Annotated in this window: 22 protein-coding genes; 11 read left to right on the top strand and 11 right to left on the bottom strand. The window is 68.2% G+C overall.

Features of this window, described 5'->3' with window-relative positions; all coding sequences use genetic code 11:
* Positions 1-53: 53 nt before the first annotated feature.
* Together FHR84_RS21730 and FHR84_RS21725 are read right to left on the bottom strand one after the other, a co-directional pair.
* Positions 54-1685 (bottom strand): GMC oxidoreductase, encoded by a 1632-nt coding sequence (locus FHR84_RS21730; protein WP_218863668.1) that lies wholly within the window; start codon positions 1683-1685, stop codon positions 54-56.
* An 82-nt stretch (positions 1686-1767) separates the two neighbouring features.
* Entirely contained in the window at positions 1768-2082 is a 315-nt protein-coding gene (locus tag FHR84_RS21725) for a S26 family signal peptidase (RefSeq protein ID WP_179537405.1), read from the bottom strand.
* Positions 2083-2166: 84 nt separating this feature from the next.
* Here FHR84_RS21725 and sodN point away from each other — a divergent pair, with 84 nt between their 5' ends.
* The 3 genes from sodN to FHR84_RS21710 all read left to right on the top strand — a co-directional run bounded on the left by sodN (position 2167) and on the right by FHR84_RS21710 (position 3641).
* Positions 2167-2574 (top strand): superoxide dismutase, Ni, encoded by a 408-nt coding sequence (gene sodN / locus FHR84_RS21720; RefSeq protein WP_017973487.1) that lies wholly within the window; start codon positions 2167-2169, stop codon positions 2572-2574.
* A 163-nt stretch (positions 2575-2737) separates the two neighbouring features.
* Positions 2738-3229, top strand: a complete 492-nt coding sequence (locus FHR84_RS21715) for a GNAT family N-acetyltransferase (RefSeq protein ID WP_179537404.1) — start codon at positions 2738-2740, stop codon at positions 3227-3229.
* 73 nt (positions 3230-3302) lie between these two features.
* Entirely contained in the window at positions 3303-3641 is a 339-nt protein-coding gene (locus FHR84_RS21710) for a hypothetical protein (protein WP_179537403.1), read from the top strand.
* Between the two features lie 228 nt (positions 3642-3869).
* Here the strand turns inward: FHR84_RS21710 and FHR84_RS21705 are convergent, their stop codons facing one another.
* Complete coding sequence (locus FHR84_RS21705) at positions 3870-4253, bottom strand: hypothetical protein (protein ID WP_343075374.1); 384 nt, start codon at positions 4251-4253, stop codon at positions 3870-3872.
* A gap of 265 nt (positions 4254-4518) precedes the next feature.
* Here FHR84_RS21705 and FHR84_RS21700 point away from each other — a divergent pair, with 265 nt between their 5' ends.
* Together FHR84_RS21700 and FHR84_RS21695 are read left to right on the top strand one after the other, a co-directional pair.
* On the top strand, positions 4519-5445 hold the full coding sequence (locus FHR84_RS21700) for a diacylglycerol kinase family protein (protein WP_179537401.1): 927 nt from the start codon (positions 4519-4521) through the stop codon (positions 5443-5445).
* 234 nt (positions 5446-5679) lie between these two features.
* Complete coding sequence (locus FHR84_RS21695) at positions 5680-5934, top strand: WhiB family transcriptional regulator (protein ID WP_017973482.1); 255 nt, start codon at positions 5680-5682, stop codon at positions 5932-5934.
* 243 nt (positions 5935-6177) lie between these two features.
* Here the strand turns inward: FHR84_RS21695 and FHR84_RS21690 are convergent, their stop codons facing one another.
* Positions 6178-7668, bottom strand: coding sequence for a histidine kinase N-terminal domain-containing protein (locus tag FHR84_RS21690; protein WP_179537400.1), 1491 nt, complete (start codon positions 7666-7668; stop codon positions 6178-6180).
* A gap of 45 nt (positions 7669-7713) precedes the next feature.
* Positions 7714-7944 (bottom strand): biotin/lipoyl-binding carrier protein, encoded by a 231-nt coding sequence (locus FHR84_RS21685; protein WP_179537399.1) that lies wholly within the window; start codon positions 7942-7944, stop codon positions 7714-7716.
* Between the two features lie 128 nt (positions 7945-8072).
* Between FHR84_RS21685 and FHR84_RS23565 the strand changes: the two genes are divergently transcribed.
* Positions 8073-8153, top strand: coding sequence for a 50S ribosomal protein bL37 (locus FHR84_RS23565; RefSeq protein ID WP_033374540.1), 81 nt, complete (start codon positions 8073-8075; stop codon positions 8151-8153).
* A gap of 241 nt (positions 8154-8394) precedes the next feature.
* Here FHR84_RS23565 and rsrA read toward each other — a convergent pair whose 3' ends face one another.
* Both rsrA and FHR84_RS21675 read right to left on the bottom strand, forming a co-directional pair.
* Positions 8395-8730 carry a mycothiol system anti-sigma-R factor gene (gene rsrA, locus FHR84_RS21680; RefSeq protein ID WP_179537398.1) on the bottom strand — a complete coding sequence of 112 codons (336 nt, stop codon included), beginning with the start codon at positions 8728-8730 and terminating at the stop codon, positions 8395-8397.
* A complete protein-coding gene (locus tag FHR84_RS21675) occupies positions 8727-9431 on the bottom strand; it encodes a sigma-70 family RNA polymerase sigma factor (protein WP_179537397.1) in 705 nt (234 codons plus the stop codon). Before FHR84_RS21675 ends, rsrA begins: the two co-directional genes overlap by 4 nt.
* Positions 9432-9726: 295 nt before the next feature.
* Here FHR84_RS21675 and FHR84_RS21670 point away from each other — a divergent pair, with 295 nt between their 5' ends.
* Positions 9727-10203 (top strand): aminoacyl-tRNA deacylase, encoded by a 477-nt coding sequence (locus FHR84_RS21670; protein WP_179537396.1) that lies wholly within the window; start codon positions 9727-9729, stop codon positions 10201-10203.
* An 84-nt stretch (positions 10204-10287) separates the two neighbouring features.
* Here the strand turns inward: FHR84_RS21670 and FHR84_RS21665 are convergent, their stop codons facing one another.
* Both FHR84_RS21665 and FHR84_RS21660 read right to left on the bottom strand, forming a co-directional pair.
* On the bottom strand, positions 10288-10899 hold the full coding sequence (locus FHR84_RS21665) for an alpha/beta hydrolase family protein (RefSeq protein WP_179537395.1): 612 nt from the start codon (positions 10897-10899) through the stop codon (positions 10288-10290).
* The gene (locus FHR84_RS21660; RefSeq protein WP_179537394.1) at positions 10896-11642 is read right to left on the bottom strand and encodes an SOS response-associated peptidase; all 747 of its coding nucleotides are present in this window, start codon (positions 11640-11642) and stop codon (positions 10896-10898) included. The genes FHR84_RS21665 and FHR84_RS21660 overlap by 4 nt, the downstream gene beginning before the upstream one ends.
* Positions 11643-11831: 189 nt before the next feature.
* Between FHR84_RS21660 and aroA the strand changes: the two genes are divergently transcribed.
* The 3 genes from aroA to FHR84_RS21645 all read left to right on the top strand — a co-directional run bounded on the left by aroA (position 11832) and on the right by FHR84_RS21645 (position 15042).
* The gene (aroA, locus tag FHR84_RS21655; protein WP_179537393.1) at positions 11832-13100 is read left to right on the top strand and encodes a 3-phosphoshikimate 1-carboxyvinyltransferase; all 1269 of its coding nucleotides are present in this window, start codon (positions 11832-11834) and stop codon (positions 13098-13100) included.
* A complete protein-coding gene (gene rsgA / locus FHR84_RS21650) occupies positions 13100-14110 on the top strand; it encodes a ribosome small subunit-dependent GTPase A (protein WP_179537392.1) in 1011 nt (336 codons plus the stop codon). The genes aroA and rsgA overlap by 1 nt, the downstream gene beginning before the upstream one ends.
* 134 nt (positions 14111-14244) lie before the next feature.
* Complete coding sequence (locus FHR84_RS21645; protein WP_179537391.1) at positions 14245-15042, top strand: SCO4651 family lipoprotein; 798 nt, start codon at positions 14245-14247, stop codon at positions 15040-15042.
* A gap of 163 nt (positions 15043-15205) precedes the next feature.
* Here the strand turns inward: FHR84_RS21645 and FHR84_RS21640 are convergent, their stop codons facing one another.
* Complete coding sequence (locus FHR84_RS21640) at positions 15206-15748, bottom strand: DUF6912 family protein (RefSeq protein ID WP_179537390.1); 543 nt, start codon at positions 15746-15748, stop codon at positions 15206-15208.
* Entirely contained in the window at positions 15745-17166 is a 1422-nt protein-coding gene (locus FHR84_RS21635) for a WS/DGAT/MGAT family O-acyltransferase (protein ID WP_179537389.1), read from the bottom strand. Before FHR84_RS21635 ends, FHR84_RS21640 begins: the two co-directional genes overlap by 4 nt.
* A 260-nt stretch (positions 17167-17426) precedes the next feature.
* Here FHR84_RS21635 and FHR84_RS21630 point away from each other — a divergent pair, with 260 nt between their 5' ends.
* Positions 17427-18191, top strand: coding sequence for a TrmH family RNA methyltransferase (locus FHR84_RS21630; RefSeq protein WP_179537388.1), 765 nt, complete (start codon positions 17427-17429; stop codon positions 18189-18191).
* Positions 18192-18339 lie beyond the last annotated feature (148 nt).

Raw genomic sequence — 18339 nt, 5'->3', positions numbered from 1 at the left:
CGGGCGGGCCCGCCCCGGCGAACCACTCACCCGCACACCCCGGGCACGCTCGCTCAGCCGTGTTCGACGTCCACGGAAAGTATTCGCTCCACGTTGCGCTCGGCCAGAGCGGTGATCGTCAGGAACGGATTCACTCCGGTGGACCCGGGGATCAACGAACCGTCCACGACGTAGAGGTTGCGGTACCCGCGAACGCGACCGTGGTCGTCCGTGGCCGAACCGAGCACGCACCCACCGAGCGGGTGATACGTGAAGCGGTCCTCGAAAGCCCTGGTGTCCCCGAAGAGGTCGTGTCGGTAGACCGTTCCGTTCGCTCGGTTGATGCCGTCGAACGTGGCCCGCGCGGCTCGCACCGAGGGCTGTCCCTGGTCGGATGACCAGCGAAGTCGCACCGAATCGGTGTCCTCGTCGAACACGAACCGACCGCGCTCCGGATTCCGGGTTATGGCCAAGTACAGGCTCACGAAGGTTTCGACACCAGCGGGTATCGGAACGCTCTCGGCGAAGACCGGGCCGTGTTCGTTGTGCGGATCATCGACGGCCAGCGCCGGGATCGAGGACTGCAGCGCTCCGGTCGGGTCCCACAGGTTGCAGGCCCGCCCCAGCATGACGTTGCCGTTGGTCCCCCACCCCTGCCCGACGAGCTCGCTCAACTCCGGCAGCCCACCGGTCTCCCTCGCGCGCAACAGCAACTCGGTCGTCCCCTGACTCCCCGCTCCCAGGAAGAGGTACCGACATCCGATCTCGTGCACCTCGCGCACGTTTCCGAATTCGTCGAGCCGCTGCACTCCGACGACGAACGTGCCGTCGGACTCCCGACGTATCGAATGCGCCCGGTGCAGGCTCTCGATGCGCACGTTGCCCGTACCGACCGCGTCGGCCAGATACGTCTGATCGAGACTGCGCTTGCCGTGGTTGTTCCCGTAGAGCACCTCGGCGGCCAGGGCGGAGGCCGGAACCTCCCCGGCGGCCTCGCGCCGCATGTAGTCGAAGTCGTAGACGTTCGGCACGAGGGTCGAGCCCAGACCGGCGTTGGCGGCGTGCCGCCTCGCGACGCGGGCGTAGCGATAGCACTCAGCGCCCTCGAACCAGTCCTCCGATACCCGGTTTACCCCCAGCATGCGGCGTGCGCGCGGGAAGTACCGCTCGTACATCGGATCCGAGGACACAGCGGGAAGCACGCGTTCGAGGTGCTCCCGTTCCGGCACCACGGCCATCCCGCCGTTCACCAGGGAGCCACCACCGACACCACGGCCCTGGTAGACGGACATGTTGGGATGGTCCATTCGATCGAGCACCCCGGTGTACCGGGGCACGTCGCGATTGACCACGTCCAGCCACAGGAAGGTCCCCAACGGGGCCTGAGTACGCGTGTGCAACCACGTGGAACGGCGGTCGGGGTCCACCATGGAGCAGAAGACCGAACCGTCCGAACCGGCCTCGTTCCACAGCTGGCCCGTTTCCAACACCAGTGTGGACACGCCCGCCGACCCGAGTCGCAGCGCGCTCACCGCGGCTCCGTACCCGCTCCCGACGACGAGGGCCGGAACGAACGAAGGGGGTGTCACCGAACGTGTTTCGGCGGCGGTGGCCACCCGCCCGATCCCGAGCGCGGAGGCGGTTCCCATGGCGGTGAGCCCGAGCAGGCGTCTCCGGGAGAACGAATAGGAATCCATCGGGGGCATCCTGGAACGCCGCTGCCCGCCCGGCCCATCGATCCGAATCAATCACATACGATGTGATGATATCGAACGAACTCTCGGTCACTCAGCGTATTCGTCCGGGGCGGGGAACGAGCCGCCAGTGCAGCACCCCGAGCACCTCGGCGGGCCCGAGCTTCCTGGAGTCCGTGGACGCCTCCGTGTGGTCGCCGGTCACGTGCCAGCCACCGTCCTGCCGGCACACCGCGCGTTTGACCGAAAGCTGTTCGGGGCGGGAGGACCACCGCACCAGAACCACATCGCCCGGCGCCGGTTCGCTCCGCAGCTTGAGCAGCACGATGTCGCCGTCCCGCAGTGTAGGGGCCATCGAAGCCCCCCGCACTCGCAACCTGCGCCACCTCAGGCGACCGAGCGAACTCACACCCACCTCCGTAAGACAAGAACGATCGTAACGGAGTAGGGTCGGCCCCGTCGGAGCATTCACTGTCACTGTCAGGGAGGAAGTATGCGACTCCTGTCGCGGCTTCTCGGCCCGCGTCTGGAAGCGACCGCGCACTGTGACCTGCCGTGCGGGGTCTACGACCCGGCCCAGGCGCGGATCGAGGCCGAGTCCGTCAAGGCCATCCAGGAGAAGTACCAGAACAATGAGGACCCCGAGTTCCGCACTCGCGCGATCAACATCGCCGAGCAGCGCTCGGAGCTGGTCAAGCACCACCTGTGGGTACTGTGGACCGACTACTTCAAGCCTCACCACTTCGAGAAGTACCCGCAGCTGCACGAGCTGGTGAACAAGGCCACCAAGGCCGCGGGTGCGGCGGGGACCAAGGGCTCGATGGACCCGTCGACGGGTCAGGAGCTGCTGGACTACATCGCGGAGGTCGACAAGATCTTCTGGGAGACCAAGAAGGGCTGACCCCCCGGTCCTGAGAACGGCGCTGATCGACGAGCTCTCGTCGGTCGGCGCCGTTTTTTCGTCCCGGCCGGGACGCCGGGACCTCCCGCCGAGGCGTCCCCCCGCTCCGCCACCCGACCGAGCTGGTGCTCGCCCGATCCGCGCGGGCACCTAACCTGTCCGTGTGCGGGAACATTCTGATCCACGTATTCGGGAAACGACACCGGACGACGTCGCCGACGTCGTACGGCTGGTGCACGAACTGGCCGAGTACGAGAAGGCACCCCAGGAGTGCGAGCTCACCGCCGAGCAGCTCGAGGCCGCGCTGTTCGGGCCGCGCCCCGCGCTGTACGGGCACGTCGCCGAGGCCGACGGGAGAGTCGTCGGCTTCACCCTGTGGTTCCTCAACTTCTCCACCTGGCGCGGGACGCACGGAATCTACCTGGAGGACCTCTACGTGGAGCCCGGACACCGGCGACACGGACTGGGGAGAGCACTGCTGGCCACGCTCGCCGCGGAATGCGTGCGCCGCGGCTACTCCCGGCTCGAGTGGTGGGTGCTGGACTGGAACCGTCCGGCGATCGAGTTCTACGAGTCCATCGGGGCCGTCGCCATGGACGAGTGGACCGTCTTCCGCTTGGCGGAGGGTCCACTCGAACGAATGGCCCACGGTTGACGGATTTCACGCGGGCGTTGCCAAGATAGTCTGCCAAGGTCACACGGAGCGCACCACCACACGAGGTGTCACCATGCCCACTCGCCCGATCAGCAGGTACTTCAACCACGGGCTGACCTTCCGCTGGGCGCAGGGGGACCGGGAGATCGCGGTCAAACGCGGTTACGTCGTCGAGGGAAATCCGTTCATCGAAGTGACCCGCCCCAAGCACTTCTCGATCGCCGACCGCCCTTCCGAGGACCCCGCGCAGGACCGGGACACGTGGCTGGCGACCATTCCGGCCAATCCCTCGGACTGGGACAAGCCCGGGGCGCTGGCCCGCATAGCCGAGAACTGGGCCACGGCGAACCCGCGGAGTCTCCCCGCGGACAATCGCGGAGAAGGAGGCGCCCCGACCGGTCAACGCCGTTAGAGGGGGCGGCGGCTCGGTTCGCTCGGGTGGTCCCCCCGCGGGAGGGACCGCTCGCGGGCTCGTGAGCGGGTACCCCGGCATCGGGCAGCGGTTCTGCACGCCGTCGGGACCGTCCTCGCGAGAGCACCACGGGAGAACCCGCGGCGGCACCGGCTGATCGAGGGGGCGCTGTCAGCGCCGAAGGACGAACTCGGAAGCCGCCGCCGAACGAACCGTTCCGGAAGGGCCTCAACCGCTGTTCGAGTCGGGAGCGATCCTCGAGCTCATCCACCACTCACGGCCGGCGCGGTTGAACAGGCACCACAGCACGAACACCGCGGGCACGGCGAAGACGAAGGCCATCAGCGGGCTGTCCGAAGGCCCCATCGCGAACCACGCCACGCCCAGCAGCAGCAGTTGGAGCAACAGCACGGGGGTGCGGGCCCAGTGCTTGCTGCGCAGCAACCCCACCCCGGCCGCGAGCACGCCCAACGAGATCAGACCGAAGTAGCCCGCCTCCCCGTAGGTCGACCCCCGGGTGAGCGAGCCGACCGAGCCCATGTCGGCCTGCGCGGCGCGGACCAGCAGCGCTGCGACGAAGGTGAGGCCGGCGACCGCCTGCACAACGGTCACCACACCGGCGAAGCGGACTGTACGAGGGGCTGGCGTTGCCGACACGACGGCCTCTTTCCTGCTAAACGCGCTGATGGTCACACTACGTACCCACTTTCGATGGTAATACCGCCCGATCGCCACACCTCGACCGCTGCTCGGGGCGACGGGGGTGCGGACCGACCGCACGGTGCCCGGTACCTCGGAGCGGGGTTCGCCCCTCGAAAGGGCCACCCGAGTTCACCGGTCGGGTGAGATCGGGCAACGGTGTGACTAGGCTTCGGGTGTGCGCGCTGTTCTCGTAGTCAACCCGGAGGCGACCTCAACCAGTTCCGCGGGCCGGGACGTACTCGCATACGCTCTGGCCGACGCGACCGAACTCGAACTCGTCGAGACCCGCTACCGCGGCCACGCCGCCGACACCGGTTCCCGAGCCACCCGCGAGGATTTCGACCTGGTCGTGGTGCACGGCGGCGACGGCACCGTGAACGAGGTCGTCAACGGGATGCTGCGCGCGGAGCCCGCTCGCGCGGAAGGGCGTCCGAGCCTGTCCGTGATCCCCGGGGGCTCGGCCAACGTCTTCGCGGGCGCGCTGGGGATCCCCCGCGATCCGCTCGAGGCGGCGCACCGCCTGCTGCACGCCGTCGAGGAGCGACGCGGACGCTGGTTGGGCCTCGGCAGGGCCAACGGGCGCTGGTTCACCTTCAACGCCGGCGTGGGGCTGGACGCCGACGTGGTGGCCGAGGTGGAACGGCTGCGCGACAGCGGCCGCAGGGTGACTCCCTGGCTCTACTCCCGGGCCGCCATGGCCTGTTACCTGAGCTCGATCCACCGCGAACCACTACTGACCGTGCACATCGACGACGAAGATCCCGTCGTCGGGGTACACGCGGCCATGATTTCGAACGCGGATCCGTGGACCTACCTCGGGCGCAGAGCAGTACACACGAACCCCGAGACCAGCTTCGATACGGGCATCGGCATATTCGCCCTCCGGAGCATGCTCCCTCACGCCGTGTCACGACATGTAGTGCAAATGCTCCGCGATAGAGCTAAACCACACGGAAAAACTTTGTTCAGGCGTGCGAACACCGGGCACTTACGAGTAGTCTGTCGGGAGCCGTTGCGGGTTCAAGTGGACGGCGACTCCCTCGGCGAGCTTTCAACGATCGATTTCGAGTCGGTTCCGAACGCTCTCCACGTCGTCGAATAATTCGCACAACGGACTTGTCACGCGGGTCGGCTGCGCCGCACCCGATGACCTCCACCCCCAGATCAAGGCCAGTCGATCTTCCGGGTGACGTCGCTCACTCGGTTGTGATCGTCCCCTTGACATTGCGCGAGTTCGTGAAAGTATTCACAAGCGCACGGACTCCGTGAAAGCATTCACAAACACCCCGAACCAACGAGCGGCACGCATCGGCGTGCCTAGCGAGGAGCAAGGACGATGGACTGGCGCGAACGCGCGGTTTGCCGTGACGAGGACCCCGAACTGTTCTTCCCCGTCGGGAACAGCGGTCCTGCCCTGCTGCAGATCGCCGAAGCGAAGGCTGTTTGCCGTCGTTGCCCGGTGACTTCCGAGTGCCTCGCTTGGGCCCTGGAAACCGGACAGGACGCAGGCGTATGGGGCGGCATGAGCGAGGACGAGCGTCGCGCCCTCAAGCGGCGTAACGCACGTACCCGCGCTCGCACCGATGCCTGAACCCCCGAACCAACTGTCCTGAGAGGACTCCGTACTAACGGGCGGGCAGGCCCGACGGAATCCGACGGGGCGATGGATCGGAAACACCGGACACGTATCGAAAACCACAACACCACGAGGTCGATCCGCGTCGATGTCGGTCGCGAGCGCGGCTACGCGCTCCACAGGGGGGCCGACAGGATCGACCCGCGCACACCCTATCCGGTGTGCGCAGAGCATCGACGCACCCGGCGGCCCCCGAAATCAGCGGCGGTACTTCAGCGGGACCCGCAACACCGCCTCCGTGCCCCGCTGTTCACGACCGCGCAAACTCAACGACCCTCGGAGCTCGGACTCCACGAGGGTTCTCACAATCTGCAGGCCGAGGCGTTCGGCGTGTTCGAGGGAGAAATCCCCCGGCAGGCCCTGGCCGTCATCGGAGATCACCGCGTCCAGCCAACGCGCCGAACGCTCCGCCTGCACCACGACCTCACCCCCACTGCCCTCCGGGAAGGCGTGCTCCAGGGCATTCTGGACGAGTTCGGTCAACACCATCACCAGCGGCGTGGCCAACTCCGCCGCGACCACACCGAATCGGCCTTCCCTGCGAACGCTCACCCCGGCACCGGCGCTGGCGAGATCGCTCATCATCGGAATGACCCGGTCGACGACATCGTCCAGATCGACCCGCTCGTCGACCGACATGGACAACGTCTCGTGCACCAGCGCGATCGAAGTCACCCTCCGCACGGACTCGTCCAGGGCCTGACGCGCGGTACCGTTCCCGGTCCGGCGCGACTGCAGCCGCAACAACGCCGCCACGGTCTGCAGGTTGTTCTTCACCCGGTGATGGATCTCCCTGATCGTCGCGTCCTTCGACATCAGGGCACGGTCCCTGCGCTTGACCTCGGTCACGTCGCGGACCAGAACCAGGGCGCCCGCCTGCTGACCACGCGGCTGCAACGGCAGCGCCCGGAAGAGCACGGTGGCGCCCCGCGCCTCCGCCTCGATCCGCATACCGGGCTGGCCGTCCAAAGCCTGCCTGATCCGCTGGGAAACCTCGTCGGCGTCGAAAGGATCGGACAGCAACGACCGCGTCAGCGGGGCGAGCGGGCCGCCCACCAAGTCCGCGGCGTGTCCCATCCTGTGATAGGCGGACAGCGCGTTGGGACTCGCGAAGACCACCGTCCCCTCGCTGTCCAGCCGGATCAGTCCGTCCCCGACGCGGGGGCTGGTGTGCACGTCGGGAGCCGGTTCGGAGGTGGGGAAGCTCCCGTCCGCGATCATCTGGCACAGATCCGCGGCACTGCCCAGGTACGAGATCTCCAACGGGCTGGGCACCCGCGGCACGGCCAGGTTGGTGTCCCGGCTCAACACCGCGACCACCGTCTCGCCCAGCCGCACCGGGATGGTCTCGCGCCGCACCGGAACCCCCATGTGCCAGCGCGGGTCCTCCTCCCGGCAGATCCTGCGCTCCCGCACCGCGCGCCGCAGCTGCGGGTGCTCGTGCGGGGTCACCTCGGTCGCGACCATGTCCTCCGGATGAGCCGTGGGGGCGGTGGTGGGCCGGGCCTGGGCCACGCAGAGGAAACGGCCGTCGCCGGAGTCCTCGGTGCCGACCGGCACCCACAGCAGAAAGTCGGCGAACGACAGGTCGGAGAGCAACTGCCACTCCGCGACGACCAGTTGGAGATGGTCCGCGACCGAACCGGGTAACCCCGTGTGTTCGGCCAGCAGATCACTGAGCGTGGACACGAGCAGTCCTCCGCGATGTTCCCGAACCCCGTCCGGCGAAGCCCCTCACGCGCTCTCGACACCCTCGACGACGGCGAGCAGATCGCCCTCGCGGACGACGTCGCCCGCCTGCACGGCGATCCGGTCGACACGGCCCGGTCCTTCGAGCAGCACCGGAATCTCCATCTTCATCGACTCCAGCACCACCAGCGACTCGCCGTCCGAGACCCGGTCACCGGGGTTCACGTCGACGGACATGACGTTGGCCACCATCTCGGCACGGATCTCCTGCGCCATCAGCTACCGCTTCCCTTCTCGGCCGGGCCAACCACAAGGAAACCATGCGGGCAACCGCCCACGAACAGCAGGTCACCGAACATGTCAGACTGTAGGAGTTCGAACTCGAGTCGGATTAGGAGTGCCCCATGGCCAAGCGGGCCCGCAAGAAGAAAGCCGCGCGCAAGAACAACGCCAACCACGGCAAGCGTCCGCTGCGCGGCAAGTGACGGTCCTCGCGGACTGGAGCGGCTCGCCCGTCCCCAAGCGGCACCGTGCCGCCTCCGCGGCCGCATACAGCAGGCCCCCGAACCGAAGTCGAACGGTTCGGGGGCCGCTTTCATGCCGCTGGTGTCGAGGAGCGTTCGACGGCCTCCCGCGTACGGGTCCCGAAGCCTGCCCTCGAGGCTGTGCCCGCCCGGGGACTGCTCCCGGCCGTCGAATCAGTGGTGCGGGACCCGGCGTCCCGGCTCATTCCGCCGAGGAAGCAGGCTTCTGCCGCACCTCGACCGAGGTTCCCTCCGGACCGCTTTCGACGGTCACGTCCGCCTGCCGGAGGACGTTCTCCCTGATGGAGCTGCGCAACCTGTTGTGCAGCTCGGCCGGGGCGTGCTCACCACCGCACTTGCGGTGCAGCAGCTCCTTCAGGTGCTCCTCGATCCCGTAGTGCTCCAGACAGGAGCCGCACTCGTCGAGATGCCTGCGCAGCGTCGCACGGCGCTCCTGGTCGCACTCGTTGTCCAGGAAAAGCCAGACCTCGGACAGCACGTCCTCGCACGAGGTCTGCGGTTCATCACCGGAGTTCACGACGCGCTCACCTCCTGATTCCCGGCCCGGAGGAAGCCACGGTCCCGGGCCACGTCCGTCAGCATCCCGCGCAACTGCCTGCGGCCCCGGTGCAACCGGGACATCACGGTGCCGATGGGCGTGTCCATGATCTCGGCGATTTCCTTGTAGGCGAACCCCTCGACGTCGGCCAGGTAGACCACCATGCGGAATTCCTCGGCCAGCTGCTGCAGCGCGTTCTTGACGTCGGTGTCCGGCAAGCGGTCCAGAGCTTCCAGCTCCGCCGAGCGCAGCCCGCTGGACGTGTGGCTCTCCGCCTGTGCCAGCTGCCAGTCCGCGATCTCGTCGGTCGGCTGCTGCTGCGGCTGCCGCTGCCGCTTGCGGTAACCGTTGATGTAGGTGTTGGTCAGGATGCGGTACAGCCAGGCCTTGAGATTGGTTCCCCTGGTGTAGGACTTGAAGGCCGAGTACGCCTTGAGGTACGTCTCCTGGACGAGGTCCTCGGCGTCGGCCGAATTGCGCGTCATGCGCAGCGCGGCACCGTAGAGCTGGTCCAACAGCGGCATCGCGTCACGTTCGAAGCGCGCGACCCGTTCCTCGGCGGTCTCGGAACGCTCGGATTCCGCCGCCTGCTGAGTCGTCGCCTGCGGCCGCTGCTCACCGGCTGCTGTCTCCGGCCGCGCGTTCTCGGCAGTGTCCTCCTGCCCCCTGGTACCAGGCACCGGGCTCCTTTCCCGCCACCAGGTCGACAGTGGTGACGTTCCCATGCCCTCGCCGACATGAGTGCTCCCCCAGGTTACCCCGGTGGACTCCTGCGTACGCGTTGAAGAGTTCCGGACTTCGCGTGAGGACACGCACTCCTTGATGCTGGGTTGCTGGCCGCACACGGCCGCGCCACTCTGCTCCGTCAACACGTCCCGTGCAACGCGACTCCTGCCGGGGTTATTCCGACTCGCCGCCCGGTGCCCGCACGGCTCCGTGGAACCCGCGCGCCCCGGTGCGCTACCGTCACGCCCGATGGTCGGCAGGAGCACACCGGCGACCGCGCTGTTGGACGCCAACGGGATCCCGTACCGACTGCACGGCTACGACCACCGCAAGGGAACGAGGTCCTACGGTGCCGAGGCCGTCGAGCAGCTGGGTGTGCCCGCCGCGCGGGTCCTCAAGACGCTGGTGGCCCTCGTCGACGGGTCCCCCGTGACGGCGGTGCTGGCGGTCGAGCGCGAGCTGGCCCCGAAGGCGCTGGCCCGGGCCCGTCACGGCAGGAGAGCCGTGCTCGCCGACTCCTCGACCGCGCAGCGCCGAACCGGCTATCACCTCGGAGCCGTCTCCCCGCTCGCCCGGAAGACCTCCATGCCGCTCGTGCTCGACTCCGCTGCCACCGAGTTCGACACCGTCTACGTGAGCGCGGGAAGACGCGGGCTGGAGATCGAGCTGGCTCCCAGCGCTCTGCGGGAACTCACCGGGGCGAGCACGGCATCGATCAGCCGCTGAACCGCTCCCGGCCCGGAGCACCCGCTCACGAGCTCGCGAGAGGTTCCGCCAAGCCCCCACGACAGCCGCACCGGAGAACACCGGTCAGTCCAGCAGGCGCAGAATCCGGCCCAACCACTCGGCCACGGCCCGGGAGAGCGCGTTCGCGTCCGCGCGCAGCGAGTGGTCCCCCGGCACGAGGGCCACCTCGCGGTTGCTGGCCGGTTCCGGCTCCCCGAAGGGGTCGCGATCCCCCTGCACCACCAGGGTGGGGACCTCCACCCCGGTCAGCTCCGGGCCGCGGTCCTTGTCCGGCCTGCCCGGCGGATGCAGCGGAAAGGCCAGGCACAGCACTGCCGAGGCGCCCCCTTCCTCCGCAGTGCGACAGGCCACCCTGGCACCGGAGGAGCGGCCGCCGAAGATCAACGGAAGTTCGGGGAACCAGCGCTGCCCCAGGTCCTCCACCACCGCCAGCCACGCGGCGTCGAGCTGCCGCGCCGGGGCGGGAGCACGCCTGCCAGCGACCCGATAGGGCTGCTCCACCAGTGCCACGTGCACACCGGCGGAGGTCGCCGTGCGCGCGGTGCTGATCAGGTCCTCGGTCCCGAAACCGCCTCCCGCGCCGTGTCCGAGCAGCAGTGCAGCGCGCCCCTCGGCCGCGCTGTGCAGCTCCGCCCGGGCCGAACCGTGCGGGGTTTCCACCTCGACCCTCGTCATGATCGGAACAACGTGTTCTCCGCGTCGGGGGCCGCTTCGGTCAGCTCCGGCCCGTTGTTGGCCACATTGTTGACCGCTCGGGAGACGGGCCGCAGCGCGAGCCCGTTCACGAGATCGTGTCCCGGTGGGTTCAGCAACTCGTCCACGTCCTCGTTGTCGGGATCCAGCCAGCGGTCCCAGTGGCGCCGGGGCAGCACGAGAGGCATCCGCTCGTGGATCCCGGCCAGCTCACCCACCGCCTCCGTGGTGAGCACGGCACAACTCACCAGGGGCTGCCCCTGGGGGTCGGCCGGATCGCGCCAGGTCGCCCAGATACCGGCCATGCCGAGGCTGTGCCCGTCGGCGGAACCGGCGAAGTACGGCTGCTTGGGGCTGGTGTCGCCCTTCCACTCGTACCAACCGTCGGCGGGCAGCAGGCAGCGGTAGTGCCGGATCGCGCCGCGGAAGGCCGGCTTGACCGAAACCGTCTCCGACCTGGCGTTGATCATGCGGCTGCCCACGGCGGGGTCCTTGGCCCACTTCGGCACCAGCCCCCAGCGCATCACCCGCAGGCTGCGCTCGGAGCTGGTGAGGTCCCGGTTGCCCTCCGAGTCCTTCGGATGACGCTGGACAACGGCGAAAACCGGCTTGGTCGGGGCCACGTTGTAGTCGGGCTCGGGAGCCCGCTCCCCGGTGGCGTCCCTCGCCCCGAACTCGACTGCCAGCGTTTCCGGGCTCCTCGAGGAGGAATACCTGCCGCACATCGCCGGAACACCTCCCAAAACACCGTCGCGAACCGCTCGGGCCACCGGCGGGCCCGGCTCGGCGACGTCGCACGTATGCTGCCGGCTCGGTCACGCCCCGCGAACTCCACCGAGCCGCTCGTGCCCGGGGAACCGAGGATAGCGCACCCGCGACCGAGAGCGGGGGGTGTGATACGAGACCATTGGGCCATGACCGCGCCTTGGCTCGCCCCCGTTGCTCGTGGGGCAGTGCACGCCACCGTCGAAGTAGCAGGCTCCAAATCGATCACCAACCGGGCTCTGGTGCTGTCCGCCCTGGCCTCGGAACCATCGGTGCTGAGATCACCGCTGCGCAGCAGGGACACCGATCTCATGGCCGAGGCACTGCGCACGATCGGCGTGCGGATATCCGAGGGGTCGGACGGCGAGTGGCTGGTCACCCCGGGACTGCTGCGCGGCCCGGCCACCGTCGACTGCGGGCTCGCCGGAACGGTGCTGCGCTTCCTGCCACCGTTGGCCTGCCTCGCCGAGGGCGAGATCGCCTTCGACGGCGACTCCAGGGCACGGGAACGTCCGCTGGGAGCGGTGCTCGAGGGCCTGCGCGCGCTGGGCGGGAACGTCAAAGGGGATTCGCTGCCGTTCTCGGTGCTGGGGAGCGGATACCTGCCCGGCGGGGAAGTCGCCATCGATGCTTCGGCGTCCTCGCAGTTCATCTCGGGACTGCTGCTGTCGGCACCCCACTTCGAACACGGTCTCACGGTTCGCCACGAAGGTGCCGCGGTCCCGTCCCTGCCGCACGTCGCCATGACCGTGGAGATGCTGCGCGAGAACGGGGTGGAGGTCGACGACTCCCTGCCGAACTCCTGGAGCGTGTCCCCGGGGAAGATCCGCCCCCTGGATCTGACCGTGGAACCCGATCTGTCCAACGCGGCCCCCTTCCTCGCCGCGGCGGCGGTCACCGGGGGCAGCGTGACGATCCCGAGGTGGCCCGCAAGCACCACCCAGGCCGGGGACGCCATGCGCGGCATTCTCTCCCGCATGGGCGCGGAGCTGGTGCTGGACGACGACGGGCTGACCGTGACGGGCCCTCGGCAGCTGCGCCCCGTGGACCTCGACCTGCACGACGTCGGCGAGCTCGCCCCGACGGTCGCGGCGCTCGCCGCCCTCGCCGACGGGGAGTCCCGGCTGCGGGGGATCGCTCACCTGCGGGGGCACGAGACGGACAGGATCGCCGCGCTGCGCCGGGAGCTCGACGGTGTCGGGGCCGAGGTCACCGAGACCGAGGACGGACTGCTGGTCAGGGGGCGGGACCTGCACGGTGGGCAGTGGCACTCCTACGCGGACCACCGCATGGCCACGGCCGGTGCGATCCTGGGGTTGCGCGTCCCCGAACTGGCGGTCGACGACATCGCCACCACGAGCAAGACCCTTCCCGACTTCCCCGATATGTGGACCCGCATGCTGAGGACGGTGCGGTGATGACCAAACGAGAATGGCGCGACCTGGACGAGTCCGACATAAAGGTGCGTCCGGGGAGGCGCAACAGCAGACCGCGCAGCAAGCAACGCCCCGCCCACGCGGACGCCCTGGTGGGCATGGTCGTGGGCGTGGACCGGGGCAGGTGGACCTGCGCGATCAACGGCGACCCGAGCCACCAGGTCGTCGCGATGCGGGCCAGGGAACTCGGACGCACCCCGGTTGTCGTGGGCGACCGGGTCCGGTTGGTCGGTGACACCTCCGGCAAGCCGGACACCCTCGCACGCATAGTCGGTGTCGCCGAACGGACGAGCGTGCTGCGCCGCACCGCGGACGACACGGATCCGTACGAGCGGATCGTCGTGGCCAACGCCGAACAACTCGTGATCGTGTCCTCGCTGGCCGATCCACCCCCGCGCTCCGGGTTCATCGACCGGTGTCTGATCGCCGCCTACGCGGGCGGTCTCAAACCGGTGCTGTGTCTGACCAAGGCGGATCTGGCCGACCCGGACGAGTGGACGGCGGGTTACGCGAACTTCGACATGACCGTGCTCACCACCCGCCCGGACACGGAGCCGGAAGAACTGCGCGAGGTGCTGAGCGGACGGGTGTCGGCACTCGTCGGTCACTCCGGTGTGGGCAAGTCCAGCCTGGTCAATCGACTGGTCCCCGTGGCCCGGCGCACCACCGCCGAAGTGAGCGACGTCGGCAAGGGCAGGCACACCTCGACCTCGGCGGTGGCGATGTCCCTGCCCGACAGCGCGGGCGGCTGGGTGGTGGACACACCGGGCATTCGTTCCTTCGGTCTCGCGCACGTCACCGTGGACGACCTGGTCAACTCGTTCGAGGAACTCGCGGAGGCCGCCGAGGAGTGCCCGCCGAACTGCGGTCATCTGGGCGCCCCCGAGGACCCGGACTGCTACCTGGACGAGTTCGCGGCCGCGGAGGAACGCCGGGAGCAGCTCGCCTCGCTGCGGAGACTGCTGCGTTCGCGCAAAGGGCTCGAAAGCTGACGTAACCCGCCCGGATTGGTCGCGGTCGGCGACCTCGGAACGTCTTTCACGAAAAACCCACCCGACCCGGTGGACCTTTGCTAGTTTGCCCGTAATCCGCCCACCAGGGTGAAACTTAGCGAAGGGAGTTCTCCGTGCGCCGCACGACATTGACGCTGTCAGCGCTGGCCCTGATCAGCACACTGGGGGCGTGTGGCAGCTCGCCCGAGCAGAGCGGCGACAGCGGCAACCAGCAGTCCTCCTCCGACGCCGCGCTCCAGAACGTCTCGGCTCTCGTCTCCCAAGCATCCACCAAGATGAACGACAAGAAGACCGTGACGATGAAGGTGTCGGCCGAGGGCGGCGCCATGCAGGGCTCTCCCGCCGCCGGTCTGCAGAACCAAACCTGCCAGGTCGACATCAGCAACGCCAAGGTCGCCTGCGAAGGCGCCGGGGAGAGCATCGTCACCGAGGACGCGGTGTACATCAAGATGCCCGGCCAGGGTCAGTCCGGCAAGCCCTGGATGAAGCAGAGCCTGAACTCCTCGGGGCTTTCCAAGAACATGGGGCAGATGGGGAAGATGCTGCAGTTCTCGGACATCAAGTCCATCCTCCCCCCTGGTTCGGAGATCACCGACCAGAAGGAGGTTCAGCTGAACGGGGAGCAGGCCACGCGCTACGACGCCGTCACCGACCTGCAGAAGGCCGCCGCCAAGTCTGAGGGACTGCAGAAGAGTTCTTTCGAAACCCTGATCAACGCCGGAGTCAACGAGATCAGCAAGACGCTCTGGGTCGACTCGAACAACCTTCTCATGAAGGTCGAAAGCGTCACCCCGTCGATGAAGATCGCCGGACAGCAGATCCCGGAGAGCACCCGGACCATCACCTACTCCGACTGGGGAGAGCCGGTTGACATAACCGTTCCGCCCGCCAGCAAGGTGAACGAGTTCTGATCCCCGGCCGCGCTCAGCCGAACAGGCTCCCCGCTCCACGGTGATCCCACCGGGGGCGGGGAGCCCTTCGAGCGGGCTCACGGGTCACGACGACACCGGAGACCCACCCGGTGGGTCCGCTCCCGCGCCGGGAACGGGACGGGGACACCCGTGGTCCCCCGGTTCACATCAACTCCAGCATGAAGGGAACCTCCTGCGGGGCGAACCAGGCCAGCTCGTGATCCTCCGCGTCCCCCAGGGTCAGCTCGGCCTGCTCGTCCCCGAGGTCGGCCGCGTCAATCACTCCGGCGGCCGCACGCACGTCCTGCTCCGCCTCCTCCGTGTCCACGTGCACCGCGGCGACCGTGTTCCACGGCACCTGGCCGGAAACCCGCACCACGGCGTGATCCAGGTCCGGACGCAGCGTCACGTCCTGCGCGTCGGCCGCGACCACCACACGCCGGGTCCGCTGCCCGCTCCGCTCTTCGCCCTGCTCGTCCTGCTGCTCGGCTTCCTGCTGCTCGTCCTGCTCCCCGGAGATCAACCGCAACGAGGCACGCGCGGCCTCACGCATCGCCGCGTACTCCAGCTCCTCGTCTCCGCCACTCGAATAGGCCTCCCGGAGTGCCGGAGTCAGCGCGAAAGCGGTCCCGCTCAACGGCTGCAGACTCCGCTGCTCGAAGAAATCCCGCAGCATCCGCAGCGTGGCGGGTATGTAGATCCTCATTGTCCGACCGTCCCGATCATTTCTTCCACCGATTCCTCGATCATCGCAGCAAGGGCGTCCACATCCGGTATGGCGGCCCGATCGGCGTTGAGCCCGATGAACACTTCCCCGTTGTACGAAGTGATACCTATCGCCAACGACTGGTTCTTCACCAGAGGTACCACCGGAAACATCTCCGACATGGTGGCCCCCGCCGCGTACAACGGGACCTGCGGCCCCGGAACGTTGGTGACCAGCAGGTTGAACACCCTGTTGGAGAACCCGCCCGCTACCCGGGCTCCCAGGGCGTGCAGCGTCGACGGGGCGAACCCGGACAACCGAACCAGCGCGTCGGCTGCCACCGAGCGCCCCGACTCCGCATGAGCTCGCATCGCGTGTCCCACCTGGTGCAATCGCATGAGCGGATTCGGCTCCCCCACCGGAAGGTCCACCAGACAAGCCGATACCCGGTCGAAGGAAACCCCCGCCGGTTCGTCCCGTTCCGTCGCGGCAGGACCGTCCGCGTGTACGGACACCGGAACCAGCGCCCGCACCGTCGTCCGCGCCGACACCGCTTCACCGCGGAACAACAGCCAGCTCCGCAATGCCGTCGTCAACACGGCGAGCACCACGTCGTTGACGGTTCCACCGTGCTCGCGGCGTATCACGCGGAGGTCCTCCAACTTCCCCCGCGCCACCGTGAACCTGCGCTGCGGTGACGTCGGCGAGTTCAACGGCCCGCCGGAGGCGGGAGGCAGCGCGGTGCTCAAAGCCGAGCAAACTCCGCCGAGCACCCCGGTCAACTTGCGCACGCTCGCCCTCGCGTCGACCGCGGCGGCCCGGAGGTTCTCCACGATCTCTCCCGGACGGCCGACCGCCTCGGCCACGGCGCCGACCGCGAGATCGACGATCCCCGGCTCCGGACGCGGCATCCACAGGTCCTCTTCGCGGTCCCGTTCCCCCTCCGGAGCGGAGTCGAGAATCAGCTGGCTTATATCGACCGCACCGATACCGTCGACCATGGCTTGATGCGTCTTGGTGACCAGGGCGACACGTCCGTCCGAGAGCCCTTCGACCAGGTAGAGCTCCCAGAGCGGACGCGTGGTGTCCAGCTTCCTGGACATCAGCCGCTGGACGAGCTCGTGCAGCTGCTCGTCGTTGCCCGGTTTCGGCAGAGCCGAGCGGCGCACGTGGTAGCTGATGTCGAATTCCTGGTCGTCGACCCAGACCGGACGTGCCAGGTGGCCCGGAACCTGAACGACCTTCTGGCGATACCGCGGAACGGAACCGAGTCTGCGCCGGACGAAAGCCAACAGCTCGTCGTAATCGAATCCGGAGCCCGGCCTGTCGAACACCGCCACCCCACCGACGTGCATCGGTGTCGTGTGATCCTCGAGGTACAGAAACGAGGCGTCGAGCGCGGAGAGTCGATCGGCCATGGTCGCGATACTGGCACATGTTCGCAGGCCGACGAAGGGAGAGCGCGGGCACATGTGATACTGAGTGCCCGCGTGGATCGGGCGGCTACTCGCTCGGCCGGGCCCGGCCGCCGGGCGAGCGGTGCAGCCGCTCGGGGCCACCCGACCCGCCAAGCAGGCCCATCCGCGTCCCCCCGGAAGTCGAGTAGTCGACGAATCTGTGTCCGGATCGTCCGCCTTCTTGCGCAAGGGGCCGATCCGTTCGAAAGGAGATCGGCCCCTTGTCCGAGCACGTTTCCCCGCGGGACCGCTTCGTCACCGTCTACGGACGCAAACCGGTGCTGGAAGCACTCACCGACCTCGATCTCCGGGTGGACAAGGTCGTTCTCGCCGAGGGAGCAACGGGGGGCGCGGTTCGGGACATCAGAGAAGCCGCGGCGGACCGCGCGGTACCTGTTCAGCGAGCCAGTGCGCACCGGGTGAAGATCCTGGCGGGCAACGGACGGCACGATCAGGGTGTGGTCGCCGACGTCGTGGCACGCAAGATGCGGCCGCTGGACGACGCGCTGGCCGACCACTCCAGCGCTCCGGGCAGGATGCTGCTGTTGGACGGACTCACCACCCCGGCCAATGTCGGAATGATACTTCGCACGGCCACCGCCGCCGGAATCGACGGGATCGTACTGCCCCACCGCGGTGTGGCCAATATCGATCCCCTGGTGGTCAAGGCGTCCGCCGGGGTGGCTTTCCACGCCCCGATCCTGCGTGCTGCCGACGCGGGAACAGCGGCGGAAACGCTCACCGAATTCGGATATCCGATGTACTCGTTGGACGCACGAGCCGAGTCGGACGTTTTCGAGGCCGAGTTTCCCGAGCGTGCGGTGTTCGTTCTCGGCAGTGAGACGGCGGGGCTGTCCCCCGAAGTCGAACAACGTGTCGCCGATCGCGTGAGCATTCCGATGTGCGCCGGAACGGAGTCGTTGAACGTGAGCGCGGCGGCCAGCGTGCTCTGCTATGAACTGCTGCGACGTTCCACCCGCGCGTGATTCCCGGCGACCGTGGCCGCGTTGACTGCCGAGTCCTGCGCTCTCGGCGTCGGCCTGGTGGTGGGGGTGGTGGTGTGAGTATGGCCCGGCCCCCTTGTGGTGGGGGCCGGGCTTGGGGGGGTTGGGTCGGCGGTGTCCGAGTCTCCCA

This window comes from Actinopolyspora biskrensis (assembly GCF_013408175.1).
Lineage (GTDB): Bacteria > Actinomycetota > Actinomycetes > Mycobacteriales > Pseudonocardiaceae > Actinopolyspora > Actinopolyspora biskrensis.
This window is presented reverse-complemented; position numbering and strand designations above follow the sequence as displayed.

Coding starts and splice junctions, on each gene's coding strand:
- FHR84_RS21730 (WP_218863668.1), bottom strand. CDS start 1,685: ATGCCCCCGATGGATTCCTATTCGTTCTCCCGGAGACGCCTGCTCGGG.
- sodN (WP_017973487.1), top strand. CDS start 2,167: ATGCGACTCCTGTCGCGGCTTCTCGGCCCGCGTCTGGAAGCGACCGCG.
- FHR84_RS21710 (WP_179537403.1), top strand. CDS start 3,303: ATGCCCACTCGCCCGATCAGCAGGTACTTCAACCACGGGCTGACCTTC.
- FHR84_RS21695 (WP_017973482.1), top strand. CDS start 5,680: ATGGACTGGCGCGAACGCGCGGTTTGCCGTGACGAGGACCCCGAACTG.
- FHR84_RS21685 (WP_179537399.1), bottom strand. CDS start 7,944: ATGGCGCAGGAGATCCGTGCCGAGATGGTGGCCAACGTCATGTCCGTC.
- FHR84_RS23565 (WP_033374540.1), top strand. CDS start 8,073: ATGGCCAAGCGGGCCCGCAAGAAGAAAGCCGCGCGCAAGAACAACGCC.
- FHR84_RS21670 (WP_179537396.1), top strand. CDS start 9,727: ATGGTCGGCAGGAGCACACCGGCGACCGCGCTGTTGGACGCCAACGGG.
- FHR84_RS21665 (WP_179537395.1), bottom strand. CDS start 10,899: ATGACGAGGGTCGAGGTGGAAACCCCGCACGGTTCGGCCCGGGCGGAG.
- FHR84_RS21660 (WP_179537394.1), bottom strand. CDS start 11,642: ATGTGCGGCAGGTATTCCTCCTCGAGGAGCCCGGAAACGCTGGCAGTC.
- aroA (WP_179537393.1), top strand. CDS start 11,832: ATGACCGCGCCTTGGCTCGCCCCCGTTGCTCGTGGGGCAGTGCACGCC.
- rsgA (WP_179537392.1), top strand. CDS start 13,100: ATGACCAAACGAGAATGGCGCGACCTGGACGAGTCCGACATAAAGGTG.
- FHR84_RS21640 (WP_179537390.1), bottom strand. CDS start 15,748: ATGAGGATCTACATACCCGCCACGCTGCGGATGCTGCGGGATTTCTTC.
- FHR84_RS21635 (WP_179537389.1), bottom strand. CDS start 17,166: ATGGCCGATCGACTCTCCGCGCTCGACGCCTCGTTTCTGTACCTCGAG.